This window comes from Citrobacter sp. MGH110, from assembly GCF_001037515.1.
In the GTDB taxonomy this organism is placed as follows: Bacteria; Pseudomonadota; Gammaproteobacteria; order Enterobacterales; family Enterobacteriaceae; genus Citrobacter; species Citrobacter portucalensis.
Window position 1 is genome coordinate 166,385 of record NZ_KQ089832.1, and the last position, 26,096, is coordinate 192,480.

The 26,096-nt window shown below is 53.9% G+C and carries 20 protein-coding genes; 10 read left to right on the plus strand and 10 right to left on the minus strand.

Annotated features, from left to right (window positions below):
• The first annotated feature begins 43 nt into the window (after positions 1-43).
• Together SK38_RS20790 and nikR are read left to right on the plus strand one after the other, a co-directional pair.
• Positions 44-904 (plus strand): LysR family transcriptional regulator, encoded by an 861-nt coding sequence (locus SK38_RS20790; protein ID WP_048236965.1) that lies wholly within the window; start codon positions 44-46, stop codon positions 902-904.
• Between the two features lie 91 nt (positions 905-995).
• Positions 996-1,397 carry a nickel-responsive transcriptional regulator NikR gene (gene nikR / locus SK38_RS20795; RefSeq protein ID WP_003827507.1) on the plus strand — a complete coding sequence of 134 codons (402 nt, stop codon included), beginning with the start codon at positions 996-998 and terminating at the stop codon, positions 1,395-1,397.
• Between the two features lie 104 nt (positions 1,398-1,501).
• Here nikR and SK38_RS20800 read toward each other — a convergent pair whose 3' ends face one another.
• The 4 genes from SK38_RS20800 to SK38_RS20815 form a co-directional block, all read right to left on the minus strand.
• Complete coding sequence (locus tag SK38_RS20800; protein WP_020996068.1) at positions 1,502-2,626, minus strand: ABC transporter permease; 1,125 nt, start codon at positions 2,624-2,626, stop codon at positions 1,502-1,504.
• The gene (gene rbbA, locus SK38_RS20805) at positions 2,626-5,373 is read right to left on the minus strand and encodes a ribosome-associated ATPase/putative transporter RbbA (RefSeq protein ID WP_048236966.1); all 2,748 of its coding nucleotides are present in this window, start codon (positions 5,371-5,373) and stop codon (positions 2,626-2,628) included. Before rbbA ends, SK38_RS20800 begins: the two co-directional genes overlap by 1 nt.
• Complete coding sequence (locus tag SK38_RS20810) at positions 5,370-6,437, minus strand: HlyD family secretion protein (protein WP_003827499.1); 1,068 nt, start codon at positions 6,435-6,437, stop codon at positions 5,370-5,372. Before SK38_RS20810 ends, rbbA begins: the two co-directional genes overlap by 4 nt.
• A 403-nt stretch (positions 6,438-6,840) precedes the next feature.
• Positions 6,841-8,034, minus strand: a complete 1,194-nt coding sequence (locus SK38_RS20815; RefSeq protein WP_008786394.1) for a BaiN/RdsA family NAD(P)/FAD-dependent oxidoreductase — start codon at positions 8,032-8,034, stop codon at positions 6,841-6,843.
• Positions 8,035-8,262: 228 nt separating this feature from the next.
• On the opposite strand from SK38_RS20815, the gene pitA reads away from it, so the two are divergent.
• The gene (gene pitA, locus SK38_RS20820; protein WP_003827471.1) at positions 8,263-9,762 is read left to right on the plus strand and encodes an inorganic phosphate transporter PitA; all 1,500 of its coding nucleotides are present in this window, start codon (positions 8,263-8,265) and stop codon (positions 9,760-9,762) included.
• Positions 9,763-9,826: 64 nt separating this feature from the next.
• Here pitA and uspB read toward each other — a convergent pair whose 3' ends face one another.
• Positions 9,827-10,162, minus strand: a complete 336-nt coding sequence (gene uspB / locus SK38_RS20825; protein ID WP_003023371.1) for a universal stress protein UspB — start codon at positions 10,160-10,162, stop codon at positions 9,827-9,829.
• A gap of 392 nt (positions 10,163-10,554) precedes the next feature.
• Between uspB and uspA the strand changes: the two genes are divergently transcribed.
• Positions 10,555-10,992: a universal stress protein UspA gene (uspA, locus tag SK38_RS20830; protein WP_003023368.1), complete on the plus strand. Its 438-nt coding sequence runs from the start codon at positions 10,555-10,557 to the stop codon at positions 10,990-10,992.
• A 281-nt stretch (positions 10,993-11,273) separates the two neighbouring features.
• Positions 11,274-12,746: a dipeptide/tripeptide permease DtpB gene (gene dtpB / locus SK38_RS20835; protein ID WP_048236967.1), complete on the plus strand. Its 1,473-nt coding sequence runs from the start codon at positions 11,274-11,276 to the stop codon at positions 12,744-12,746.
• Positions 12,747-12,833: 87 nt separating this feature from the next.
• Here the strand turns inward: dtpB and SK38_RS20840 are convergent, their stop codons facing one another.
• The gene (locus SK38_RS20840; RefSeq protein ID WP_003023361.1) at positions 12,834-13,337 is read right to left on the minus strand and encodes an RrF2 family transcriptional regulator; all 504 of its coding nucleotides are present in this window, start codon (positions 13,335-13,337) and stop codon (positions 12,834-12,836) included.
• A 232-nt stretch (positions 13,338-13,569) separates the two neighbouring features.
• Between SK38_RS20840 and SK38_RS20845 the strand changes: the two genes are divergently transcribed.
• A complete protein-coding gene (locus SK38_RS20845; protein ID WP_048236968.1) occupies positions 13,570-14,769 on the plus strand; it encodes an NAD(P)/FAD-dependent oxidoreductase in 1,200 nt (399 codons plus the stop codon).
• Positions 14,770-14,876: 107 nt separating this feature from the next.
• Here SK38_RS20845 and rsmJ read toward each other — a convergent pair whose 3' ends face one another.
• Together rsmJ and prlC are read right to left on the minus strand one after the other, a co-directional pair.
• Positions 14,877-15,626 carry a 16S rRNA (guanine(1516)-N(2))-methyltransferase RsmJ gene (rsmJ, locus tag SK38_RS20850; protein ID WP_048236969.1) on the minus strand — a complete coding sequence of 250 codons (750 nt, stop codon included), beginning with the start codon at positions 15,624-15,626 and terminating at the stop codon, positions 14,877-14,879.
• Positions 15,627-15,634: 8 nt separating this feature from the next.
• Positions 15,635-17,677 carry an oligopeptidase A gene (gene prlC / locus SK38_RS20855; protein ID WP_048236970.1) on the minus strand — a complete coding sequence of 681 codons (2,043 nt, stop codon included), beginning with the start codon at positions 17,675-17,677 and terminating at the stop codon, positions 15,635-15,637.
• Positions 17,678-17,885: 208 nt separating this feature from the next.
• On the opposite strand from prlC, the gene SK38_RS20860 reads away from it, so the two are divergent.
• Complete coding sequence (locus SK38_RS20860) at positions 17,886-18,728, plus strand: 23S rRNA (adenine(2030)-N(6))-methyltransferase RlmJ (protein WP_048236971.1); 843 nt, start codon at positions 17,886-17,888, stop codon at positions 18,726-18,728.
• A 104-nt stretch (positions 18,729-18,832) separates the two neighbouring features.
• Positions 18,833-20,185 carry a glutathione-disulfide reductase gene (gene gorA, locus SK38_RS20865; protein WP_008786397.1) on the plus strand — a complete coding sequence of 451 codons (1,353 nt, stop codon included), beginning with the start codon at positions 18,833-18,835 and terminating at the stop codon, positions 20,183-20,185.
• Positions 20,186-20,270: 85 nt separating this feature from the next.
• Here the strand turns inward: gorA and SK38_RS20870 are convergent, their stop codons facing one another.
• A complete protein-coding gene (locus SK38_RS20870; RefSeq protein WP_008786398.1) occupies positions 20,271-21,434 on the minus strand; it encodes a mandelate racemase/muconate lactonizing enzyme family protein in 1,164 nt (387 codons plus the stop codon).
• 183 nt (positions 21,435-21,617) lie between these two features.
• Here SK38_RS20870 and SK38_RS20875 point away from each other — a divergent pair, with 183 nt between their 5' ends.
• Positions 21,618-22,544 (plus strand): LysR family transcriptional regulator, encoded by a 927-nt coding sequence (locus tag SK38_RS20875; RefSeq protein ID WP_048236972.1) that lies wholly within the window; start codon positions 21,618-21,620, stop codon positions 22,542-22,544.
• Between the two features lie 65 nt (positions 22,545-22,609).
• On the opposite strand, the gene SK38_RS20880 is transcribed toward SK38_RS20875, so the two are convergent.
• On the minus strand, positions 22,610-24,004 hold the full coding sequence (locus SK38_RS20880; protein WP_008786400.1) for a cytochrome-c peroxidase: 1,395 nt from the start codon (positions 24,002-24,004) through the stop codon (positions 22,610-22,612).
• 427 nt (positions 24,005-24,431) lie between these two features.
• Between SK38_RS20880 and SK38_RS20885 the strand changes: the two genes are divergently transcribed.
• Entirely contained in the window at positions 24,432-26,081 is a 1,650-nt protein-coding gene (locus tag SK38_RS20885; RefSeq protein ID WP_048236973.1) for an alpha,alpha-trehalase, read from the plus strand.
• Positions 26,082-26,096: the final 15 nt, after the last annotated feature.

The window sequence follows — 26,096 nt, forward strand, 5'->3', positions numbered from 1 at the left end:
AACGCTATGTTTGCATCAAATTCATTCAATTATTAGATGAGTTATGCACAAAACAACCCTCGAGCAGTGGGCCCTATTGGAGAAAGTGGTGGAGCTGGGCAGCTTCGCTAAAGCGGCGGAAGAGACCAACCGTAGCCAGTCTTCGGTAAGCTACAATCTGGCACTGTTACAGGAGCGACTTGGCGTAACGCTGCTGACCCCGGAAGGGCGCAGGGCTGTCCTGACACCGGCCGGAGAGCTATTGCTCAATCAGGTCAAACCGCTACTGAAGGCCTTTTTATGGGTGGAAACCCGGGCCGCAACGTTACAAAACGGTACGCGAACGCGGCTGGATTTGATGGTAGATAGCATCTTCCCACGCAAACGCCTGTTTGCCATTCTCAAACAGTTTCAGCAGGCCTGGCCGCAAACGCAGGTGCGTCTGACCGAAGTCCTGGAGAATGGTGATGCTCGACTGGCAGCACATGCCGATGCGGACGTAATGGTCCTGACCCGGCGTCAGGATGTCACCGGACGCGGCGAATGGCTGATGAATATTGACTTCGTGGCCGTGGCCCACCGCGATCACCCACTCTTCATGCTGGATGCGCCGCTGAATGAAGACGCATTACGCGCCTGGCCGCTAATTCGCATTGCCGATCGCGATAACCCACAACAACCGGCGCGTGATGCCTGGACCTTCTCGACCATTGATGCCGCGATTGATGCAGTGATGTATCAGGTCGGTTACGGCTGGCTGCCTGAGGAACGTATTCAGACGCAGCTTGATCAGGGGCTTTTACGCCCACTGCCGTTAAGCCATGGTGCTCGCCGCGCCACGCCTTTGCATCTGATCGTTAAAGATACGCTCGCTCCGCTGGATGAACAGGTCAGTACCCTGCTGCTTTTATTACGAGAGCATTAACCTTTTCCCCGGATGCCGGACGTGTGTTACAAAATACGCTATTCCCCTTACTCCCTGTGCGCCAACGCGCCACATGAAAGGTTAACTGCAGATGCAACGAGTCACCATTACCCTCGATGACGATTTACTGGAAACGCTCGACGGCCTGAGTCAGCGCCGTGGCTACAACAACCGTTCCGAAGCGATCCGCGATATTCTGCGTGGCGCACTGGCGCAGGAAACTACCCTTGAACACGGCACTCAGGGCTTCGCGGTGCTCTCGTATGTTTATGAGCATGAGAAGCGTGATCTGGCCAGCCGTATTGTTTCTACCCAACACCACCACCACGATTTATCGGTCGCCACGCTGCACGTGCACATCAACCATGACGACTGTCTGGAAATCGCCGTGCTAAAAGGCGACATGGGCGATGTACAGCATTTTGCCGATGACGTGATTTCCCAGCGCGGCGTGCGCCACGGCCATCTACAGTGCCTGCCGAAAGAAGAGTAATTGCCTGTTTCGTTGCGGGATGCCGGATGGCGGCTACGCCTTATCCGGCCTACGTCCGTTACCGTTTGTAGGCCAGGCAAGCGAAGCGCCCCCGGCAATAATGATTACGCCATCGTACCAATCGTCTTTCTGAAACGCAGCAGTGCTATCAGGAAGAACGCGCTGCCAATCGCCAGCAGCGTCAGAAACTGCGGCCAGACAATGCTAAACCCGGCTCCGCGATAAAGTATCGCCTGCGCGAGACTGACGAAATGGGTAGTCGGCATGGTCAGCATAATGTCCTGCACCGCCTGCGGCATGCTTTCACGCGGTGTGGAGCCACCTGAGAGCATCTGTAACGGCAGCAGCACCAGAATCATCAGCAGCCCCAGCTGCGGCATAGAGCGCGCAAGCGTCCCCATAAAAATGCCGATCGAGGTGGTGGCGAACAGGCTCAGCGCCACGCCCAGCATAAACAACGGTATCGAACCTTCAATCGGCACCCCGAGCACGCCTTTTACCATCAGCATCAGCGACAGACCGGAAACCACCAGCACCACCAGCCCCATCGACCAGATTTTTGCCATCATGATCTCAAACGGCGTCACCGGCATCACCAGCAGATGTTCAATGGTCCCGTGCTCGCGTTCGCGGATCAACGCCGAACCGGTCAGCACAATCGCCAGCATAGTGATGTTATTGATGATCGCCATCACCGCGCCAAAACGGGCGGGTTCCAGATTAGGGTTAAAGCGCATGCGCATTTCCAACGCCACCGGCGGCTCATTGTTATCGCGGTAACGCGCCACAAAGCTGTTCACCTCGCCGCTGATGATATTCTGGATATAGCTGTTGCCGGTAAACGCCTGGCTCATCCGCGTGGCATCGACGTTAACCTGTATATCCGGTTGTCGTCCGGCCAGCACATCACGCTGAAAATCAGGCGGAATGTTTACGGCGAAGGTATAGCGCCCGGCGTCCAGCCCGGCATCCATTTCATCGGCAGTGATCATCTCCGGCGGTAAAAACCACGGGCGATAAAAGCTGTTCACAATCCGATTCGACAACTGCGACTGGTCCATATCGGCAATAGCAATCGGTGCCAGATGCAGCGAACCCGGCAGGACGGTCGCGGAAGAATAAACCGAAATCGTGAAGGCGAAGACGATCAGCGTCAGCATCGCTTTGTCACCCAGCAGGCTGCGCAACTCTTTGATGCCGAGGTTATAAATATTGCGTAATCGGCGCATCACCCCTCCTGTTTTTTCAGCAGTAATACGCTCAGACCAATCACCACCGGAATGGCTACCGCCAGCGGAATAAACAGCTGCCAGAGATCGGTCAGATCCAACGCTTTAGAGAACGTTCCGCGCGCGATGGTCAGAAAATGGCTGGTCGGATAAATTTCACCAATCCACCGGCCCGGCCCTTCCAGCGAGGCAACTGGATCGATCATTCCGGAAAACTGCGTCGCCGGGATCAATGTAATAATCGCCGTACCAAAAATGGCCGCGATCTGGCTTTTCATAAACGTGGAGATTAGCAGCCCCAGCCCGGTGGCAATGGTGACATACAGCAGCGCAGCCAGCGTCAGGGTCACAAAGCTCCCCTTATGCGGAACGCCGAACACAAACACCGACAGCGCGCACAACAGCAGGAAATTCAGCATGCCCAGCACGATGTACGGCAACTGTTTGCCGAGTAAAAACTCGCTGCGGGTCGTGGGCGTAACGTACAGATTGATAATCGACCCCAGCTCTTTCTCACGCACCACGCTGAGGGCACTGAGCATGGAGGGGATCATCATCAACAGCAGTGGGATCACTGCCGGAACAATCGCCGGCAGGCTCTTCACATCCGGGTTGTAACGATAGCGAGTTTCAATGGTCATCAGCCCGTTTTGCCCGCTGGCATTTGGCTGGCGTGCCATCACATCCTGCAGCCAGGTCTGGTGCATCGCCTGCACGTAACCCCTGACCGTTTCAGCGCGGCTTGGCATTGCGCCATCGACCCAGACGCCAATCTTCACCGGCGTTCCACGCGCGATATCGCGGCCAAAATTTGGCGGAATTTCAATTGCTACCGCAACTTCACCTGAACGCATCCGTTTGTCCAGCTCGTCATAACTGGTGAGCGGCGGTTGCTCGATAAAATAGCGCGATCCCGCCAGATTCAGCGTCCACGCCTGGCTGCTGACGGTCTGGTCGCGGTCGAGCACCGAAAAACGCAGGTTTTCCACATCCATGCTGATGCCGTAGCCCATGATAAGCATCAGGATCACTGTGCCCATCAGCGCCAGCGTGGAGCGTACCGGGTCACGTCGCAGCTCCAGCGCTTCACGACGGCTGTAGCTGAACAAGCGTCGCAGGCTAAAGCCTTGCCGCGGCGGCTTACTGTTTTCACGCACTGTCTGGACATTGGCTGGCGCTAACTGAGCTTCCGGCGCCGGGCCTGCCGCTTCCTGCAACCAGGAGATAAACGCCTCTTCCAGACTGGCAGCTCCACGCTGTTTCACCAGCTCCTGCGGCGTACCGCTGGCCAGTACTTTTCCGGCGTGCATCAGCGACATGCGGTCGCAGCGCTCCGCTTCGTTCATAAAGTGGGTGGAGATAAAAATGGTCACTTTGTCCTGGCGCGACAGATCAACCATCAGTTGCCAGAACATATCCCTCGCTACCGGATCGACCCCGGAGGTCGGTTCATCAAGAATGAGCATCTCCGGGCGATGGATCATCGCCACCGCCAGCGACAGGCGTTGACGAATCCCCAACGGCAGCGCACCGGGCAGCGCATCTTCGACATCGGTCAGCGAAAAGCGCTCACTCATCTCCTGCACCCGCCCAGGGATTTCTGCTTCGGGGATATGGAACAGCCGCGCATGTAGTTCGAGGTTTTGCCGGACGGTCAGCTCGTTGTAGAGCGAAAATGCCTGCGACATATAGCCTACCCGGCGGCGGGTATCGATATTTTTCGGGTCAACCGCTTGCCCAAACAGCCACGCCTCGCCTTCGCTTGCGGGCAGCAGTCCGGTGAGCATTTTCATAGTGGTGGATTTACCGCAGCCGTTGGAGCCGAGAAAACCGAAGATTTCCCCGCGCGGAATGCGGAAGTTAACGTGGTCCACCGCCACAAATTTACCGAAGCGCATGGTCAGGTTTTTCGCCTCGATGGCAATCTCTTCCTGCTCAGCGTGATACGGCGGGATCACTACCGGTTTATGCGCCTGGCGCTGGGCTTCAGGTAACAGCGCGATAAACGCCTGCTCCAGCGTGTTGCTGTTGGTTTGCTCACGTAGCTGCTGCGCGCTCCCGGTAGCTAACACCTCCCCGGCGTTCATCGCCACCAGCCAGTCAAAGCGCTCGGCTTCTTCCATATAAGCGGTCGCAACCAGCACGCTCATGTTGGTCTGCCGCTGGCGAATGCTGTTAATCAGATCCCAGAACTGGGCGCGGGACAGCGGGTCGACCCCGGTGGTTGGTTCATCGAGAATTAACAGTTCCGGGTCGTGGATTAACGCGCAGCACAGCCCCAGCTTTTGCTTCATCCCGCCCGAGAGTTTCCCGGCAGGACGGTCGCGAAACGGTGCCAGTCCGGTGCTATTCAGCAGCTCGGTAATCCGCGCCTCACGCTCCGCTTTGTCATGCCCAAACAGGCGGGCAAAGAAATCGACGTTCTCATATACCGACAGCGTGTGATACAGGTTTTTCCCCAGCCCCTGCGGCATCCAAGCAATGCGCGGGCAGACATCCCGGCGATGTTTTGGGTCGCGCATATCGCCGCCCAGCACCATCACGTTGCCGTGTTCAATGACCCGAGCGCCGGAGATGAGCGACAGCAGGCTCGATTTTCCGACACCATCCGGGCCAATCAACCCCACCATACAGCGGGCAGGGATATCCAGCGTGATATTGTTCAGCGCTACCGTTTTCCCGTAATGCTGACTCACGCCGTCAAGGTGCGCCACGGGAGGAACGGGAACCAGCGCCAGATGCGTCATTGCGGCAACCTCACCACCAGGTCGTCAGGCCAGGCGCGACTTTCATCAACACGCACCCACGCCATGCCCGGCAGACCGGTTTTCACGTACTCCAGATGCTGCTGCAACAGCTCTGGCGGGATACGCGCTTTGACGCGAAACATCAGTTTCAGCCGTTCATCGCTGGTTTCGACCGTTTTCGGCGTGAACTGCGCGACGCTAGCCACAAAGCTGATGGTCGCCGGAATACGCAGATCCGGCGCAGCATCCAGCACCAGACGCGCTTCTCCGCCAATCTTCAGTAAACCAGCCTGTTCGGTTGGCAAGAAGAACGTCATGTAGACATCGCTGAGATCGACCATATTCAGCACGCGACCGCCCGCGGAAAGCACCTCGCCAGGTTCAGCTACGCGGTACTGTACGCGACCATCCCGCGGGGCTTTCAGCTCGCTGTCATCAATATCAGCCGCAATACGACGTTCGGTAGCCTGCGCGGCTTCTACGCGGGTTTGCGCCTGAATGATACTGGTGCGGGCGGCTTCAATTGCGGCTTTTGCCGCAGAGACCTGCGCCTTTGCGGATTCCAGTGCAGCGCGTGCGCTTTCTGCCGCAGCCCTGTCGTCATCCAGCTGTTGCTCAGACACAGCCCCACGCTGAGATAGCGAACGGGAGCGGACGTGGCGTTTAGAGACCGACTGCAGTTCCGCCTCACGCTGTTTTACCACCGACTGCGCGGCGCGCATTTCACTTTGCCGCTGCTCTAACAGCGCCCGCGCCGCCGCCACCGCACTTTCGGCCTCTTTGATTTGGGCTACCGCTTCCAGCCGCTGCTCCTGCAGCACGCGGGTATCCATTTTCGCCAGCACTTCGCCCTGACGAACAAACTGCCCTTCCGACACGAGGATCGTGTCAATTCGCCCGGCAATTTTGGTGGCAATATCCACTTCAGTGGCTTCAATTCTGCCGTTGCTGGCTGCAAACCCCTCCGGTATTCCCGCAGGGCGCAGCATCCACCAGGCTATCGCGGCCACCACGACCAGGATGCCCGCCACCCACCACATCATATGACGTTTAAACTTATCCATATTCGACCCGCCGTAATCCCTGTTATCAAACGATGCGTGTCACAAAGCCCACTGAACAGCTATTCAGCGGGGGATTCCATCCGGGATAAGAAGGAATGAGAAACAATGGCCAGAGAGCAGACAGGCATGTAAGCAACCTGCGCCGCGAAGGAAGTGAATGATGAAAATGCTGTGATATCGGGTAGTAATGTTGTCATCATCAGCGTTCCTGGCCGGAAATGAAACACGCATACTCATTACTGCTGTCTATTGAATACTAACACCTGGATTCAATATGTCTATTCGGTTGTAGCAGGTATGTTGCAGGCAAAAAACCGTGCCCGGCAATCCATTTACCGGGCAAATTTCACAAGTGAGCTTTATGTAAAACACAGCGGGTCCACGCTCAACGTATCGTCTTCGCTTATTCAGACACCAAATCCTGCGCGCATGCCCAAGCGCTCGACCATGCCCACTGGAAGTTATAGCCTCCCAACCAGCCGGTGACGTCCATCACTTCGCCGATAAAGTAGAGCCCTGGCACTTTGCGGGCTTCCATCGTGCGCGATGACAGCTCGTTGGTATCGACGCCGCCCAACGTGACTTCGGCGGTACGATACCCTTCCGTACCGTTCGGCTGCACCCGCCACTCGGTCAGCGTTTCAACCAGCGTCTGTTGATCGCGCACGTTAAGCTGCTTCAGAGACACGTCAGGAATTTGCCCTAACTGCTGCAGGCATTCCACCAGACGCTTTGGCAACTGCATTGCTAAGGTGTTCTTTAAGCTCTGGTTAGGGTGTGCGCTACGTTGTTCGTCGAGGAAACTCGCCAGGTCAACATCCGGCAACAAATTAATGCTGACAAATTCGCCTGGCTGCCAAAAACTGGAAATCTGCAAAACAGCTGGGCCCGAAAGTCCTCGGTGTGTAAAGAGCAGATTTTCGCGAAATACGGTGCCATCCTCGGCAGTGATAACGGAGGAGACCGACACGCCAGAGAGCACCTGAAGCTGCTCCAGCAGTGGCTTATGCAACGTAAAGGGCACCAGTCCCGCGCGCGTTGGCAACACCTTCAGACCAAACTGTTCGGCAATTTTATAACCAAACGGCGTTGCCCCCAGACCCGGCATGGAAAGCCCACCGGAAGCGATAACCAGTTTTTTCGTGCCGACCGTCATACCATTCAGTTCGAGGGTGAAACCTTCATCATCCTGCACCACGCTCAGGACTTCGCTCCGTAACCGCATAGTTACGTTACCTTTTTCACACTCGTCTACCAGCATATCGACAATTTGCTGAGCGGAATCATCGCAGAACAGCTGACCCAGCGTTTTTTCGTGCCAGGCAATACCGTGTTTGCCCACCAGGTCGATAAAATCCCACTGCGTATAGCGTGCCAGTGCCGATTTGCAAAAATGGGGGTTTTGGCTCAAATAGGCGGCCGGTTCGACATAAAGATTGGTAAAGTTGCAGCGTCCCCCGCCAGACATGAGAATCTTGCGTCCTGGCTTTTTACCATTATCAATAAGCAGTACTCGGCTACCTGCTTGTCCTGCCTGCGCGGCACAAAACATACCCGCTGCGCCAGCGCCTATAATAACGGTATCAAACCTTTCCACGTTGCGATCCTCTCTAAAAAGCGGGTGTGAATTGTAAAGATTCCTCAGTGGTCGCACCAGCACCAAACTACCGATAAAGGGTATTTAACTGAAATATATAGGATAATTCTTTAGTGGTGTAAAACAAAGCAGGAGACAAATCAAAAAACTCTATATTTCACTTTGCCCGCGCCGCCAAAGTCACTGATAATGCGCCGCGTTCATGTCCTCAAAATGGCGTAACGTCCTATGCTACATTTGTTTGCTGGCCTGGATTTACATACCGGGCTTTTACTATTGCTTGCTCTGGCTTTTGTGCTGTTCTACGAAGCAATTAACGGCTTCCATGACACAGCCAATGCTGTCGCAACCGTGATCTATACCCGTGCAATGCGTTCGCAATTGGCGGTGGTCATGGCTGCGTTGTTCAACTTCTTTGGTGTTTTGCTGGGTGGTCTCAGCGTGGCGTATGCCATCGTGCATATGCTACCAACGGATCTGCTGCTTAATATGGGATCGTCACATGGCCTTGCCATGGTGTTCTCCATGCTGCTGGCGGCAATTATCTGGAACCTGGGTACCTGGTACTTTGGTTTACCTGCATCCAGCTCCCACACGCTGATTGGCGCCATTATAGGTATTGGTTTAACCAATGCACTGATGACCGGCACCTCGGTGGTGGACGCACTTAACATTCCGAAAGTTATCGGTATTTTTGCTTCGCTTATCATCTCGCCAATTGTTGGTCTGGTGGTTGCAGGCGGTCTTATTTTCATTCTGCGTCGTTACTGGAGCGGTACAAAAAAACGTGCCCGTATCCACCTGACGCCAGCAGAACGTGAAAAGAAAGATGGCAAGAAAAAGCCGCCGTTCTGGACCCGTATTGCACTGATCCTCTCCGCTATCGGCGTAGCGTTCTCTCATGGCGCTAACGACGGGCAGAAAGGCATTGGTCTGGTGATGCTGGTGCTGATTGGCGTAGCGCCTGCAGGCTTCGTGGTGAATATGAATGCTTCCGGTTACGAGATTACCCGTACCCGTGATGCAATCAATAACGTCGAAGTCTTCTTCCAGCAGCGCCCTGACCTGCTTAAACAGGCCACAGGCGTAGACCAGCTGATTCCGTCCCCGACGGACGCGGCACCCGCGACGACGACAGAGTTCCATTGCCACCCGGCGAATACCATCAACGCGCTGGAACGTGCGAAAGGTATGCTGGCGAACCTGGAAACCTACGACAAGTTAAGCGTCGAACAGCGTGGTCAGCTGCGCCGTATTATGCTGTGCATCTCTGATACCACCGATAAAGTGGTTAAGCTGCCTGGCGTAAGCGCTGACGATCAGCGTCTGCTGAAAAAACTGAAAGCCGACATGCTGAGCACCATTGAGTACGCGCCTATCTGGATCATTATGGCCGTCGCACTGGCGCTGGGTATTGGTACGATGATTGGCTGGCGTCGCGTTGCCACCACCATCGGCGAGAAAATCGGTAAGAAAGGCATGACTTATGCCCAGGGGATGTCGGCTCAGATGACCGCCGCAGTCTCTATCGGTCTCGCCAGCTACACCGGTATGCCCGTTTCCACCACCCACGTTCTCTCTTCTTCCGTTGCGGGGACGATGGTTGTTGATGGCGGCGGATTGCAGCGTAAAACGGTAACCAGCATTCTGATGGCCTGGGTCTTCACCCTGCCGGCTGCGATTATTCTTTCCGGGGTGCTGTACTGGCTCTCCCTGAAGCTTATCTAAGCGAATGCATGATAAAAAAGCGGGTCAGGAAGCTGACCCGCTTTTTTTGTATCTGTTGTTGGCATCAGTGCCAGATAATCAGCGCAACCATGCTGATTAGCACCAGGCCGCATAGCGCGCTGGTGAGAATGAACTGACCGCGAACCCGCTCACAGCGGCGAATAAATTCATCATCATGATGATCGCGGTAACGCTGAGCGTAGATATACCACACCAGACGCATCTGCTTGTTCGGTTGCCCATGCGAGGTAAAAAAGCCCCCTCCATCTACATACTGGTAAAGTAATGGATCGCAACCACGAAGTACCACTAACAGTGCGCGTAGCGAAGAAAAATAGCGCGCCATATTAACAATGCAAACGACACATAAAGCCCAGAATAATGCAATGGTGCTTATCATACCTCCTCCCCGGCGACCCGCCCACGGAACTCCTTTCCGGGACTACCGCTCCCCGATACCCTGCCAAACCATTCAATGAAGAGTGCAGCCGAAACCGTTCGTGTTAGTATCACGCATCCGAACGCCTCTTTAGATAGTGTAGGAGATTAGTTAATTTTTTTGCCATAAGGTTAATCGCTATCAATGCAATTAACTAAAAAATTTGTTTAACTATTTGGCAAGCAAGGCGGATTGACGGATTATCCTGGTCGCTATAATGTAAGGATAGTCCTTATATGGTACGTTTTTACGACTGGGCTAGCCCCGCGCACAAGGTTCGCAGGACGCGGATGACGCGGCGGCATATAACGCCAGCAGGCTAGTCATCGACAACTTATGGAAGGAGTAACACTATGGCTTATAAACACATTCTTATCGCGGTTGATCTTTCTCCGGAAAGCAAAGTTCTGGTTGAAAAAGCGGTTTCTATGGCGCGACCTTACAATGCTAAAGTCTCCCTTATCCACGTTGACGTAAACTATTCCGACCTGTACACCGGGCTCATCGACGTGAATCTGGGCGACATGCAGAAACGCATTTCTGAAGAAACCCACCACGCGTTAACCGAGCTGTCCACCAATGCAGGCTACCCTATCACCGAAACCCTGAGCGGTAGCGGCGACCTGGGTCAGGTTCTGGTTGATGCCATCAAAAAATACGACATGGATCTGGTCGTCTGTGGTCACCACCAGGATTTCTGGAGCAAACTGATGTCCTCCGCGCGCCAACTGATCAACACCGTCCACGTCGACATGTTGATTGTTCCGCTGCGTGACGACGAAGAAGCATAAAATGCTTGCCGCCGGAATTTAACCCGGCCCACTGCAAGTCGTTAAGCCTGTAAACGCCCGCCTTCGCGGGCGTTTTTGTTTTTATCATTCGGTCACAATTAGTACATCAATCCAACAAACAAATCATAATTAGTGTGATCAACTAATTGGATCGAAAACTATCTCTATAATACTCTACCCTTGCGGCCAATAACCGTAGTCTATAACAAAATAAGACTTTTTCGGCGCGTTTAAGCATACGCGTTCATACTTTTCGGGATGGCTTTGAAAGGCGATGGAATATGAATAAAACTGCACCTACGGGCTTGCTGCAGCAACCTCGTCCGTTCTTCATGATCTTCTTTGTGGAATTATGGGAACGATTTGGCTATTACGGCGTACAGGGCATCCTGGCGGTATTTTTTGTTAAGCAGCTCGGATTTTCACAAGAACAGGCATTTGTCACCTTTGGTGCCTTTGCCGCACTGGTTTACGGCCTGATCTCGATCGGCGGCTACGTCGGCGACCACCTGTTAGGCACCAAGCGCACGCTGGTACTCGGTGCCATTGTGCTGGCAATCGGCTACTTCATGACCGGGATGTCGCTGCTTAAGCCGGATCTAATCTTTATTGCTTTGGGTACCATTGCCGTTGGTAACGGGCTATTTAAAGCCAACCCGGCAAGCCTGCTGTCAAAATGCTATCCCCCGAAAGACGCCCGTCTGGACGGTGCTTTCACCCTGTTTTATATGTCGATTAACATCGGTTCGCTGCTGTCACTGTCGCTGGCGCCGGTGATTGCCGATAAGTTTGGCTACGCTGTGACTTACAACCTGTGCGGAGCCGGACTAATCGTCGCGCTGCTGGTCTACTTTGCCTGCCGCGGAATGGTGAAAAATATCGGCTCTGAGCCAGACCATAAGCCACTGAATTTCCGTAACCTGTTCTACGTGCTGGCCGGTACGGTAGTGATGGTATTTATCTGCGCCTGGCTGATGCACAACGTGCAGATTGCCAACCTGGTGCTGATCGTCTTGTCGATTGCTGTGACTATCATCTTCTTCCGTCAGGCATTCAAACTGGATAAAACCGGGCGCAACAAGATGTTCGTGGCCTTTATCCTGATGCTGGAAGCGGTGGTGTTCTACGTGCTGTACGCGCAGATGCCAACATCACTGAACTTCTTTGCGATCAATAACGTACACCATGAAATTCTTGGTTTCGCCATCAACCCGGTGAGCTTCCAGGCGCTGAACCCGTTCTGGGTGGTACTGGCGAGTCCGGTACTGGCCGCAATCTATACCCGTCTGGGCAACAAAGGCAAAGATCTGACCATGCCGATGAAATTTACGCTCGGTATGTTCCTGTGCTCATTGGGCTTCCTGACGGCCGCCGCTGCCGGGATGTGGTTTGCCGATGCACAAGGGCTGACGTCGCCGTGGTTTATCGTGCTGGTGTATCTGTTCCAGAGCCTGGGTGAACTGCTGATTAGCGCCCTGGGACTGGCTATGGTCGCCGCTCTCGTGCCACAACACCTGATGGGCTTCATTCTTGGGATGTGGTTCCTGACGCAGGCCGCGGCCTTCCTGATGGGGGGTTATGTCGCCACGTTCACCGCCGTACCAGAGAACATCACCGACCCGCTGCAAACGCTGCCTATCTATACCAACGTCTTCAGTAAGATTGGCCTTGTCACCCTGGCCGTAACGGTTGTTATGGCGATTATGGTGCCATGGCTGAACCGCATGATTAATACGCCGAGCACCGAGCAATAACCTTCAGTGCCGGATGGCGGCTATTGCCCCTATCCGGTCTACATTCAACATGCCCGGTCGCCTTGCGCTATCGGGCATTTTCACTCACTACCCTTTACGCGCGTCTATCCACTCCTGCACTTCCACCACAAAAGTGTCCGGCGCTTTACGGTACATTTTGCGCGCCAAGTCCAGAATCGTATGCTGACCGAGCGCTTCTTCCATTCGCTGCTGGGCCATGTCCATTACCGAACGCACGCCACAAATGCCTTCACAGGCCCACTCCGGTGGATGTTCCTCAAATACCGCCAGCCGCTGGCGAATTTCACGACATTCAAAGATGCGCTTATCGCCATCAATAGCATTCACCACATCCAGCACCGTGATGTGTTCAGCGGGTTTAGCTAACTGGAAACCGCCACCTTTGCCTTCAATGCTGCGCACCAGACCCGCTTTGGACAGACGGGTGAAAATTTTTGCCAGATAGTCATACGGTACGCTTTGCAGTTCGGCTATTTCCCGCACGCTCATATCCCGCGCGTCGCCCTTACTGTCGACCATACACATCAGGCTATGAATGCCGTACTCAACTCCCGAACTGTAGAATGCCATTTTCTTATCTCAGCCAAAATGAATCTGAGTTTATTGTAGCTTTTTCATCTCATTCATTCCAGACAGCAAAGTAATCCCTTTTCACAACAGAACTTTAAATGCATATTTATCAATCAGATAATCAAAAAACACCACCCTTTGAGGCAAAAAGGATCTCGATCGCATTGCAATTCCTAACTACGACAAATAAAATCCGAGTAAATAATTCGTAGTCACCAGTGAGAAAACCCCAATGCGTAAACAAATTCTGATCGTGGACGCCGGCTTTGCCGGTATGTGGGCAGCATTAAGCGCCGCACGACTAGCGGATAAACATCAGCAGGCAATTGATATTACAGTAATTGCTCCACAGCCGGAGCTGCGTGTCCGCCCACGATTTTATGAAAGCGCCGTTCATACGCTGGTCGCACCACTGCAACCGTTGTTTGACGTTACCGGCGTCAACTTCCTGCAAGGTCACGTCGAGCAAATCCTCCCGGACTCTAAAGAGGTGAGCTGGAAAGATGCCAACGGTGACACTCATCTACGTCGCTATGACCGCCTGGTGCTCGCCAGCGGAAGTCACGTAAACCGCGACGCCGTTGCCGGTGCCGCCGAGCACGCGTTTGACCTCGACCAACTCGAGAGCGCCGCCGTACTGGAGCAGCACATTAACAATCTGGCATTACAACCGGAAAGTGAGGCTCGTAATACTGTGGTGGTCTGTGGTGGTGGTTTCACCGGGATAGAGATGGCGCTGGAATTACCGGGTCGTTTGCGTGAAATATTGGGCGCCGATACTAAGACCAGAGTTGTCGTAGTTGAACGCGGTGCTCAGCCGGGCGGACGCTGGAGCCAGGAATTACGTGACGTGATTATCGAAGCCTCTGCTGAACTGGGCGTCGAGTGGCTGGTCAATGCGGAAGTAGAGTGTGTGGATGCCTCCGGCGTCACGCTGAAAGATGGGCAGGTGATTGCCTCTCAGACGGTTATCTGGACCGTCGGCGTACAGGCTAATAACCTGACAGCACAGATTAACGCCCCGCGCGATCGCCAGGGCCGTCTGCATGTGAATGCCAATCTGCAGGTTGTGGGTCACGATGATATCTACGCTACTGGCGATGTGGCCTATGCCGCCACCGACGACAAAGGCAACCATGCGTTAATGACCTGTCAGCACGCTATTTTGTTGGGTAAATTTGCCGGTAATAACGCTGCGGCAGATCTGTTGGACGTAGCGCCATTGCCATATCGTCAGGAAAACTACGTCACCTGCCTGGATCTTGGTGCCTGGGGTGCAGTGTATAGCGAAGGATGGGATCAGCAGGTGAAACTGACGCGCGCAGAAGCGAAGAAGCTGAAGGTGTCGATTGTCAGCGAGCTGATTTACCCACCGAAAGCAGACCGAGCAGTAGCATTTGAGATTGCCGACCCGCTGGCACCGTTTGTTTAATAGGTTATGCCGGATGCGGCTAACGCCTTATCCGGCCTACAAACCACACGCTGCCGTAGGCCTGATAAGCGTAGCGCATCAGGCAGCACAGCGCACAGATCTACAAACTATGCTGTCCCAGCGTAGATATCAAACCGATGTCCTTTCGTGACTACCGCGTTCGGCGTGGCGACATCCGCCAGCGGCGGCGCGTAGTCTGGGCGCTTCACCACCACACGTTTGGTGGCCAACTGACGCGCAGGCTCCAGCAGCCCATCCGCATCTAAATCCGGCCCCACCAATGACTGAAACACCCGCATTTCTTTTTTCACCAGCGCGCTTTTCTGCTTATGTGGAAACATCGGATCGAGGTACACCACCTGCGGGCGCGGCGTGATATCGGTTAACGCCGTCAGACTCGACGCATGGATCAGCTGTAAACGTTCCTGCAGCCACGAACCGATTTCCGGGTCGGCATAGCCGCGCGCCAGGCCATCATCAAGCAGCGCCGCCACTACCGGATTACGTTCCAGCATTCGTACGCGGCAGCCTACCGAGGCCAGTACAAACGCATCGCGCCCCAGCCCTGCGGTTGCATCGACCACATCCGGCAGGTAATCGCCTTTAATGCCAACCGCCTTCGCCACCGCTTCACCGCGTCCACCGCCAAATTTGCGCCGATGGGCCATCGCACCGCCCACGAAATCCACGAAGATACCGCCGAGTTTGGGTTCATCACGTTTGCGCAGTTCCAGATGTTCCGGCGTCATCACCAGCGCCATCAGGTTATCTTCATCGTGTTCCAGTCCCCAGCGGGCGGCAAGAACAGATAAGGCGCCGTCTCCGGCGCCTGTTTCATCTACTAAGCAGATTTTCACGTGAATAATCAGCCTTTGATCCCGTAATGCTCCAGCATTGCATCCAGCTGTGGCTCACGGCCACGGAAGCGCTTGAACAGTTCCATCGGCTCTTCAGAACCGCCACGGGTGAGGATGTTATCGAGGAACGATTGTCCGGTTTGACGGTTGAAAATCCCTTCATCTTCGAAGCGAGAGAAGGCATCTGCCGCCAGTACGTCTGCCCACAGATAGCTGTAGTAACCCGCTGCGTAGCCACCAGCAAAAATGTGGCTGAAGGCATGCGGGAAGCGGCCCCACGTTGGGCCCGGCACCACGGCGACCTGTTTTTTAATTTCCGCCAGCGTCTCGAGGATTTTAGCCCCTTGCTGCGGGTTAAACTCCGCGTGCAGACGGAAATCAAACAGACCGAACTCCAGTTGACGCAGAATAAACAGCGCTGCCTGGTAGTTTTTCGCCGCCAGCATTTTATCCAGCAGTTCCTTCGGCAGCGGTTCACCGGTCTCAAAGTGACCAGAGATAAACGCCAACGCTTCCGGCTCCCAACACCAGTTCTCCATAAACTGGCTCGGCAGTTCGACCGCATCCCATGGCACACCGTTGATACCGGAAACGCCCGCGGTTTCGACACGGGTCAGCATGTGGTGCAGACCGTGGCCGAACTCGTGGAACAGGGTGATCACTTCATCGTGGGTAAACAGCGCAGGTTTACCGTTAACCGGACGGTTAAAGTTACAGGTCAGGTAAGCGACCGGCTTTTGCAATGTGCCGTCGGATTTACGCATCTGGCCGACACAGTCGTCCATCCACGCCCCGCCGCGTTTGTGTTCACGGGCATACAGATCAAGATAGAAGCTACCACGCAGCTCGTTGTTTTCATCGTACAGCTCGAAGAAACGAACTTCCGGATGCCAGACGTCAACATCGGTGCGCTCTTTGGCGGTGATGCCATAAATACGTTTAACCACTTCAAACAGACCGTTAACGGCTTTGTTTTCCGGGAAGTAAGGACGCAGCTGCTCGTCGCTGATGCTGTAGAGGTGCTGTTTTTGTTTCTCGCTGTAGTAAGCGATATCCCACGGCTGCAGCTCATCAACACCAAATTCCGCTTTCGCGAAGGCGCGCAGCTGAGCCAGCTCTTTCTCACCCTGCGGACGGGCACGTTTCGCCAGGTCAGTCAGGAAGTCGAGTACCTGCTGCGGGTTCTCCGCCATTTTGGTAGCCAGGGATTTAAAGGCGTAGCTTTCAAAGCCCAGCAGTTGTGCCAGTTCGTGGCGCAGCGCGAGGATCTCTTCCATTATCGGGCTGTTGTCCCATTTGCCCGCGTTTGGCCCCTGGTCAGATGCGCGCGTGGAGTATGCACGATACATCTCTTCACGCAGCCCCTGGTTATCACAGTAGGTCATCACCGGCAGGTAGCTTGGGATATCCAGGGTTAACAGATAGCCTTCCTGCTCTTTGGCTTCAGCCTGCGCTTTTGCGGCGGCCAGCGCGCTTTCCGGCATCCCGGCAAGTTCCGCTTCGTCGGTCACCAGCTTGGTCCAGCCCATCGTAGCATCGAGGACGTTATTGCTGTACAGGTTGCCGAGCTCAGACAGGCGGGTGGCAATCTCACCATAGCGCTGCTGTTTTTCCTTCGGCAGACCAATACCAGAAAGCTCAAAATCGCGCAGCGCGTTATCAACCGCTTTTTTCTGTGCGGTGTTCAGGGTGGCGTAATGATCGCCATCACGCAGGTCGCGGTACGCTTTGTACAGGCCTTCATGTTGTCCAACCCAGGTACTGTATTCAGACAGCAGCGGCAGCGTTTGTTCGTAGGCTTCACGCAGTTCCGGGCTGTTTTTCACCGAATTCAGGTGGCTAACAGGAGAGAAAATACGCCCCAGCACATCGTCGACTTCCGCCAACGGCTGGCAAAGATTTTCCCAGGTGTACGGCGCGCCCTGCGCAACCACTCGCTCAACATTTTCACGGCAATCGTTCAACGCCTTAGTGACGGCAGGCACAACGTGCTCTGGCTGAATTTTAGAAAACGGCGGCAGTTCGAAGGGAGTCAGCAATGGATTGGTCATTAGCGCGGTCCTGTTGAAAAGAGTGAATGAAGCGCGTATCCGGCGCTGTGCATATTAATTTGTACAATGGGGTTAAGTGTAGAGGATTTCAATGCTAACCGTGATGGAAAGACGCCCGGTGGCGCTGCGCTTACCGGGCCTACGGGTAATCTGTGCCGATCTGCTGTAAACTGTGGCAAATCGTCATTTCAGCGGAATTTCATTACCCATGCTCAGTTATCGCCACAGTTATCACGCAGGCAACCATGCCGACGTCCTTAAACACACCGTTCAGAGCCTGATCATTGAATCGCTCAAAGAGAAAGAAAAACCGTTTCTTTATCTGGACACCCATGCTGGTGCTGGCCGTTATCAGCTGAGCAGTGAGCATGCCGAACGCACCGGTGAATACCTGGAAGGGATCGCCCGTATCTGGCAGCAGGACGATTTGCCTGCCGAACTGGAACCCTACATTGGCGTAGTGCAGCACTTCAACCGTAGCGGTCAGTTGCGCTACTACCCGGGCTCTCCGTTAATTGCTCGCCAGCTGCTGCGCGAACAGGACAGTCTGCAATTAACTGAACTGCACCCGAGCGACTTCCCTCTGCTGCGCGGCGAATTCCAGAAAGATGAGCGCGCTCGCGTGGCCAAAGCCGATGGTTATCAGCAGCTGAAAGCAAAATTACCGCCGGTTTCCCGTCGTGGGTTGATCCTTATCGATCCACCCTACGAAATCAAAAGCGACTACCAGGCAGTAGTGACCGGTATTAACGAAGGCTACAAACGTTTCGCGACCGGCACCTATGCGTTGTGGTATCCAGTGGTTCTGCGCCAACAAATCAAGCGCATGATCCACGAACTGGAAGACACCGGCATCCGCAAAATTCTGCAAATTGAGCTGGCAGTACGCCCGGACAGCGATCAGCGCGGCATGACGGCATCCGGCATGATTGTGATTAACCCACCGTGGAAGCTGGAGCAGCAGATGAACAACGTCCTGCCGTGGTTGCACAGCAAACTGGTTCCGACAGGAACCGGGCATACTTCCGTAAGCTGGATAGTGCCGGAGTAATCACAGCCATCGGTGGAACCTTTTAATATCAGGTATACAATCGCGAATATTTTGGCGGATGGCGTAACGCTTCTCCGCCCTACAATGAACATAAAGGAGCGGTCATGACCAAGCACTATGATTACATCGCTATTGGCGGCGGCAGCGGCGGTATTGCCTCCATTAACCGTGCAGCAATGTACGGTCAAAAATGCGCACTGATTGAAGCCAAAGAGTTAGGCGGCACCTGCGTTAACGTTGGCTGCGTACCGAAGAAAGTGATGTGGCATGCCGCACAGGTCCGCGAAGCGATCCACATGTACGGTCCGGATTACGGTTTCGACACCACCATCAATAAGTTCGACTGGGATAAACTGATCGCCACGCGTACCGCTTATATCGATCGTATTCATACCTCGTACGACAACGTGCTGGGCAAAAATAATGTCGATGTGATCAAAGGCTTTGCGCGCTTCGTTGATGCAAAAACCGTTGAAGTGAATGGTGAAATCATCACTGCCGATCATATTTTGATTGCCACTGGTGGTCGCCCGAGTCGCCCGGCTGTCCCTGGCGCGGAATACGGTATTGATTCTAATGGTTTCTTTGAGCTGCCAGCGTTACCAGAACGCGTGGCGGTTGTTGGTGCAGGCTACATTGCCGTTGAGCTGGCTGGTGTGATTAACGGCCTGGGTGCCCAAACGCACCTGTTCGTACGCAAACACGCGCCGCTGCGTAGCTTTGACCCGATGATCGTCGACACGCTGGTTGAGGTAATGAACGCCGAAGGCCCGACTCTGCATACTCACGCGATTCCAAAAGCGGTTGTTAAAAACGCTGACGGCAGCCTGACCCTGCAACTGGAAGATGGTCGTAGCGAAACGGTAGACTGCCTGATTTGGGCGATTGGTCGTGAGCCAGAAACGGACAACTTCAATCTGGCTGTTACCGGCGTGAAAACCAACGAAAAAGGCTACATCGTCGTTGATAAATTCCAGAACACCAGCGTGCCGGGTATTTATGCCGTCGGCGACAATACCGGTGCCGTTGAGCTGACGCCGGTTGCCGTTGCCGCGGGCCGTCGCCTGTCCGAGCGTCTGTTTAACAACAAGCCGGACGAGCATCTGGACTACAACAACATCCCGACCGTGGTCTTCAGCCACCCGCCGATTGGCACCGTGGGCTTGACCGAGCAGCAGGCTCGCGAACAGCACGGCGATGACCAGGTGAAAGTGTATAAATCCTCGTTTACCGCGATGTACACTGCCGTGACTTCACACCGCCAGCCGTGCCGCATGAAGCTGGTTTGCGTGGGTCCGGAAGAGAAGATTGTTGGTATTCATGGCATCGGTTTTGGCATGGACGAAATGCTGCAAGGCTTCGCGGTCGCGCTGAAAATGGGCGCAACCAAGAAAGACTTTGATAACACCGTTGCGATTCACCCGACTGCGGCAGAAGAATTCGTCACTATGCGCTAATTGCCCATGTGTAGACGTTATTCACTACACGCTTAAGTAACACTCCTCCGGCAACCGGAGGGGTGTTATGTCACCGCCGCCCGCGCTATTCGGCCAACGCGCGCATCTCTTTAATCAGGTCAGATTTACCTTCAAACCCTATGCCCGGCAGTTCTGGCATGACGATATGACCCTCTTCCACCTTAACTGAATCCGGGAAACCGCCGTACGGTTGGAACAGATCCGGATAACTTTCATTCCCACCGAGACCAAGACCCGCCGCAATGTTCAGCGACATCTGATGACCGCCATGCGGTATGCAGCGTGATGGGGACCAGCCAAACTGCGCCAGTACGTCGAGGGTACGCAGATATTCGACCAGACCGTAGGAAAGCGCACAGTCAAATTGCAGGTAGTCGCGATCCGGGCGCATGCCGCCGTAGCGCAGCAGGTTGCGCGCATCCTGATGAGAAAAGAGATTTTCACCCGTCGCCATCGAACCTGGGTAAAATTCTGACAGCGCGGCCTGGAGAGAATAATCCAGCGGGTCGCCAGCTTCTTCGTACCAGAACAATGGATAATCTCGTAGCATTTTGGCATAGGCAATACTGGTTTCCAGATTAAAGCGTCCATTGGCATCAACGGCAAGACGCGCTTCATCGCCAATTTCAGTCAACACCGCTTCGATACGGCGACGGTCCTCTTCCAACGATGCGCCGCCGATTTTCATTTTAACCACGTTGTAGCCGCGGTTCAGGTAGCCTCGCATTTCCTGACGCAGCGCGCTCAGATCTTTACCCGGATAATAGTAACCCCCCGCCGCGTAGACAAAGACGCGTGGATTCGCCTCAACACCCTTCATCTCAGCCAGCAGACGGAACAACGGCTTGTTGGCAATTTTGGCAACGGCATCCCAGATAGCCATATCCAGCGTACCCACAGCCACCGAACGCTCACCATGGCCCCCCGGCTTCTCATTACTCATCATGACGTCCCAGATTTTATGCGGATCCAGGTTATCGCCTTCGGCATTCAACAAACTTTCCGGGTCAGCGTCCAGAATGCGGTTACGGAAGCGTTCGCGGATCAATCCCCCCTGGCCGTAACGGCCATTAGAGTTAAATCCGTATCCCACCACACGGCGGCCCTCTATCTCAACATCAGTCACAACGGCCACCAGGCTGGTCGTCATCTTGCTGAAATCGATATAGGCATTACGAATAGGGGAAGCGATGGGTTTGGTAATTTCTACAACATCGAGGATACGCATGTTTTCTCCGGCGGGTTCTTGGTCAGTTATGCTTGCACTTACGCGCCTGTAAAAAGTGATAACTCATGCCGGTTTATTATTGGCATAATGCACTCAGGCAGCATTTAAGGACGCCATCGTCCTGTATTTCTCCATCTTAAGCAGTGCCTATTTACTGATCTAATGCCAAAGAGGCTGGCTGTAATGCAAAATCGGCATCACCTGGAACTCACCTGGCTTGAAGACTGCGTTGCGCTGGCGCAGTCACTCAATTTCTCCCGCGCAGCCGCTTCCCGATATGTGACGCAGCCCGCATTCAGTCGGCGCATTGTTTCGCTGGAAGAGTGGCTTGGAACGCCGATTTTTGAACGTAACCGCCGTGGTGTCAGCCTGACCCGTGCGGGGGAAGTTTTCGTCGCTCAGGTGCCCGAACTGATCCGGGCGCTATACACCCTGAGAAATGAAACCATCGAAGCGGCGGGAAATTCCCGACCGGATGTTATTTTCTCCGCAACGCATTCCCTGTCGTTCTCATTTTTTCCGGCGCTGATGCGCAATAATGAAAAAATCGCCCGTTTCGGCTCATTTCGCCTGCTGTCAGACACGCTCAGCGCCTGTGAACGGATGATTGAAAAAGGGGATGCGCAGTTTCTGCTGTGTTATTACCACCCTCACATGCACATCAACCTCGATCAGACGAAATATCTTAGCGTCCGTCTCGTTCGAGAAATGTTATTACCTTACTCCAAATGCGATCCCCGCTCTCATCAGCCGCTCTGGCAGGCTACGGGGGGCAAAAAATTTCCGTTTCTCTCCTTCTCTGCAGAATCCGGTCTGGGGAGGATCCTCTCGAACACGTCATCGGTGAATCATGCCCGACGCGGTATGGACATCGCATTCACCGCCGATCTGGCCGCCACGCTGCTGGCAATGGTCAAAGCCGGGGACGGCATTGCCTGGCTGCCGGAAAGTCTGGCGGCCCCGGACGTTCAGGCCGGGACGATCGCCGCGGCGGCTTCACAGAAGAGCGGGTTATGGATACCCATTGATATCCGACTGTTTCGGCCTGCGGGCAGAATGTCCAGAGCAGTAGAAGAATTGTGGGGAATATTTGTGGATGAGCAGAGGTAAATACTCGCCAGGTAAAGAAGAATTATCCAGCCTGCAAAACGCGTCAGGCTGGATAACGCCAGAGGTTATTTACCCTGCATATATGGCGTATACACGCCGTTTAAGCTTTCGAGGAACGCCACGATATCGTCGATATCTTCCTGCGGCAGTTCTTTACCCACCTGATAACGCAGCATCAGTTTTACCGCGCCATCGAGCGTAGGCACATCACCGCGATGGAAATAAGGCGCGGTCAGCGCAACGTTACGCAAGCCCGGGACTTTTTGACGCAGCTTGTCACGTAATTCATTAGTGACGTTCATGCGGCCAATATCTGCGGCAGTGACCTCACCGAAATTAAAGTCCTTTTTCAAACCCAATGGCTCAAATGAGCGCCCGCCTAAAATAATACCGCCATGACAGGTCGCACACTTATTATCTTTAAACAATTGATAGCCATGTTTCTGTTGAGCAGTTAACGCCGCTTCATCGCCGCGTAGCCATTTATCAAACGGCGAATTTGGCGTAATTAGCGTTTTCTCAAACTCAGCAATCGCATCGGTAATATTATCCCCGCTGAATCCCTGCGGATAAACCGCGATAAACTCTTGCTTCAATTGCGGATCTTTATCCAGTTTCTGGATAATTTCATCCCAGGATTTAGACGCCATTTCGATAGGGTTCAGTGGCGGGCCGCCTGCCTGCGCCTGCAATGTTGGCGCACGACCATCCCAGAATTGTTCAACGTTGAAGACCGAGTTAAACACTGTCGGCGCATTAATCGGGCCAACAGCGCCGCCTACGCCGATCGACGTTTTCCGGCCATCCACGCCGCCTGCATTCAGGGCGTGGCAATGCGCGCAAGAAATCGTGCTGTCACCTGAAATACGCGGGTCGTGGTAAAGCGTAAAGCCAAGCGCTACTTTGCGGGCATCGGTTGGGATGCTTTCCGGTATCGGTTGTACCGGTTCATTACGATGCTGCGCGGCGGTATCGTTACTGGCGTAATACTGCTCACGCTGTTTCGCAATCCAGCCCAGGATCTCGGCTCGCTCCGTATCGCTGACCTTCCCGGCCCAGTGCAGCGCGGTATATCGCGTTGGCGGCATGGTGTCGTACTGCATCACCCATTCAATTTTATTCAGGTCGCTTTGCGAAACGGGTTTATCTGCGACCAGCGCCGCACGAACGGCTTCAAGATTGAATGATTTGTATCCCAGTTGAATATCATAATTCATCAACTGCTTAGCGACAGGAAAAGAAGAATAGAAAGGTAATTCAGCTGAAGGCGTGTGACAATAATCGCATCCTTTTTCGCGTAAAAAACCTAATACCTTATTATTTTCTTCCAGCGTAGAGGCCTGAACATCAGCCTGTTTGCTACGTTGATTATCGTGATACCACACATAACCGGATAATCCAAAATAACAAATCACGATGCCAGCTATGGCAATCGCGGTAAGACGGGTAATGATTTTCATTATTTTACCCTCACCGTTGTGAGTTATTGTGACCCAGAAAAATTAGAATAATTAATGCACAGTCTTTGTCAGACCTGACCATCATAGGAAATAAGGGGATTACTATTTTGATAAGTATCAAGCAATTACATGGAGGAGAACTATCAATAGAATAGCCTGCGCCTATTATAGAGATAAGGCGTTACCTTTCTCTGTTCACACCTCGTTGCAATCGAATGCTCTGAAAATGAAATATATTCAGATCATGCAGAACTTTGAATTATCCATTATTTTCATTGGGATAGTCTGATTCTTTAAATTTTGCTCAGCATTAAAACGTGATCAACCGCACGCTTTACTCACCCGACACCGAAGCGAATGTCTACGCTTAACTGACGACCGGGCAATAGCCTTAATCTTTCAACGTCCATCGGAGGTCTTTCTCATTATGCTCAACCAGAAACTACCCCACGCCCCTTCTGAAGAAATGACGATCGACATCGATCTGCTTTATGAAATGGATCCGTGCGAGTTAAAGCTGGATGAAATGATTGAGGCGGAGCCTGAGCCGGAGATGATTGAAGGACTTCCCGCTTCAGATGCGTTAACCCCTGCCGATCGTTATCTCGAACTGTTCGAACACGTCCAGTCATCCAAACTGTTTGCGGATAGTAAAACCTTCCCAGATTGTGCGCCCAAAATGGACCCGCTCGACATTTTAATTCGCTATCGCAAGGTTAAACGCCATCGGGACTTCGATCTGCGACGCTTCGTCGAGAACCATTTCTGGCTCCCGGAAACGCCCTCCAGCGAATACGTTTCTGACCCGGAAAGTTCGCTGAAAGAACATATCGATCAACTGTGGCCGGTGCTGACGCGCGAGCCGCAGGATCACATTCCCTGGTCCTCGCTGCTGGCGTTACCGCAGTCATACATTGTGCCAGGCGGGCGTTTTAGCGAAACATACTACTGGGATTCCTACTTTACCATGCTGGGTCTGGCAGAGAGCGGCCGCGAAGATTTGCTGAAATGTATGGCAGATAACTTTGCCTGGATGATTGAAAACTATGGTCACATCCCGAACGGCAACCGTACTTACTATCTGAGCCGCTCACAGCCGCCCGTTTTTGCCCTGATGGTGGAGCTGTTTGAAGAAGATGGCGTACGCGGCGCGCGTCGTTACCTTGATCATCTAAAAATGGAGTACGCGTTCTGGATGGATGGCGCCGATTCCCTGGTACTCAACCAGGCCTACCGCCACGTGATCAGAATGTCGGACGGCTCTCTACTTAACCGCTATTGGGACGATCGTGATACGCCGCGCGATGAGTCATGGCTTGAAGACGTCGAGACCGCCAAGCATTCGGGTCGCCCGCCCAATGAAGTGTATCGGGATTTACGCGCGGGCGCGGCTTCTGGCTGGGATTATTCATCGCGCTGGCTGCGCGACGCAGGCCGCCTTGCCAGCATACGCACCACGCAGTTCATCCCAATTGACCTGAACGCATTCCTCTACAAGCTGGAAAGCACTATCGCCAATATTTCCGCGCTGAAAGGTGACAAAGAAACGGAAGAGCTGTTTCGCCAGAAAGCCAGCGATCGTCGTGATGCGGTAAACCGCTATCTCTGGGACGATGAAAACGGCTGCTATCGCGATTACGACTGGCGGCGCGAACAAATGGCCCTGTTCTCTGCCGCCAGTATTGTGCCGCTGTATGTCGGTATGGCAACGCATGAACAAGCCGATCGGCTTGCTAACGCGGTGCGCAGTCGCCTACTCACGCCCGGTGGCATTTTAGCCACGGAGCATGAAACCGGGGAACAATGGGATAAACCCAACGGCTGGGCGCCGCTGCAGTGGATGGCGATCCAGGGCTTCAAACTGTACGGTGACGACCATCTCGGGGATGAAATTGCCCGTAACTGGTTGAAAACGGTGAATCTCTTTTATCAGGAACACCACAAACTTATCGAAAAATACCACATAGCCGACGCAGCGCCGCGCGAAGGCGGCGGCGGGGAATATCCGTTGCAGGACGGCTTTGGCTGGACCAATGGCGTGGTGCGCCGACTCATCGGTTTGTATGGCGAACCCTAGCGGCTGACGGTCTGA

Coding starts and splice junctions, on each gene's coding strand:
- SK38_RS20790 (WP_048236965.1), top strand. CDS start 44: ATGCACAAAACAACCCTCGAGCAGTGGGCCCTATTGGAGAAAGTGGTG.
- nikR (WP_003827507.1), top strand. CDS start 996: ATGCAACGAGTCACCATTACCCTCGATGACGATTTACTGGAAACGCTC.
- SK38_RS20800 (WP_020996068.1), bottom strand. CDS start 2,626: ATGCGCCGATTACGCAATATTTATAACCTCGGCATCAAAGAGTTGCGC.
- rbbA (WP_048236966.1), bottom strand. CDS start 5,373: ATGACGCATCTGGCGCTGGTTCCCGTTCCTCCCGTGGCGCACCTTGAC.
- SK38_RS20810 (WP_003827499.1), bottom strand. CDS start 6,437: ATGGATAAGTTTAAACGTCATATGATGTGGTGGGTGGCGGGCATCCTG.
- pitA (WP_003827471.1), top strand. CDS start 8,263: ATGCTACATTTGTTTGCTGGCCTGGATTTACATACCGGGCTTTTACTA.
- uspB (WP_003023371.1), bottom strand. CDS start 10,162: ATGATAAGCACCATTGCATTATTCTGGGCTTTATGTGTCGTTTGCATT.
- uspA (WP_003023368.1), top strand. CDS start 10,555: ATGGCTTATAAACACATTCTTATCGCGGTTGATCTTTCTCCGGAAAGC.
- dtpB (WP_048236967.1), top strand. CDS start 11,274: ATGAATAAAACTGCACCTACGGGCTTGCTGCAGCAACCTCGTCCGTTC.
- SK38_RS20840 (WP_003023361.1), bottom strand. CDS start 13,337: ATGGCATTCTACAGTTCGGGAGTTGAGTACGGCATTCATAGCCTGATG.
- SK38_RS20845 (WP_048236968.1), top strand. CDS start 13,570: ATGCGTAAACAAATTCTGATCGTGGACGCCGGCTTTGCCGGTATGTGG.
- prlC (WP_048236970.1), bottom strand. CDS start 17,677: ATGACCAATCCATTGCTGACTCCCTTCGAACTGCCGCCGTTTTCTAAA.
- SK38_RS20860 (WP_048236971.1), top strand. CDS start 17,886: ATGCTCAGTTATCGCCACAGTTATCACGCAGGCAACCATGCCGACGTC.
- gorA (WP_008786397.1), top strand. CDS start 18,833: ATGACCAAGCACTATGATTACATCGCTATTGGCGGCGGCAGCGGCGGT.
- SK38_RS20870 (WP_008786398.1), bottom strand. CDS start 21,434: ATGCGTATCCTCGATGTTGTAGAAATTACCAAACCCATCGCTTCCCCT.
- SK38_RS20875 (WP_048236972.1), top strand. CDS start 21,618: ATGCAAAATCGGCATCACCTGGAACTCACCTGGCTTGAAGACTGCGTT.
- SK38_RS20880 (WP_008786400.1), bottom strand. CDS start 24,004: ATGAAAATCATTACCCGTCTTACCGCGATTGCCATAGCTGGCATCGTG.
- SK38_RS20885 (WP_048236973.1), top strand. CDS start 24,432: ATGCTCAACCAGAAACTACCCCACGCCCCTTCTGAAGAAATGACGATC.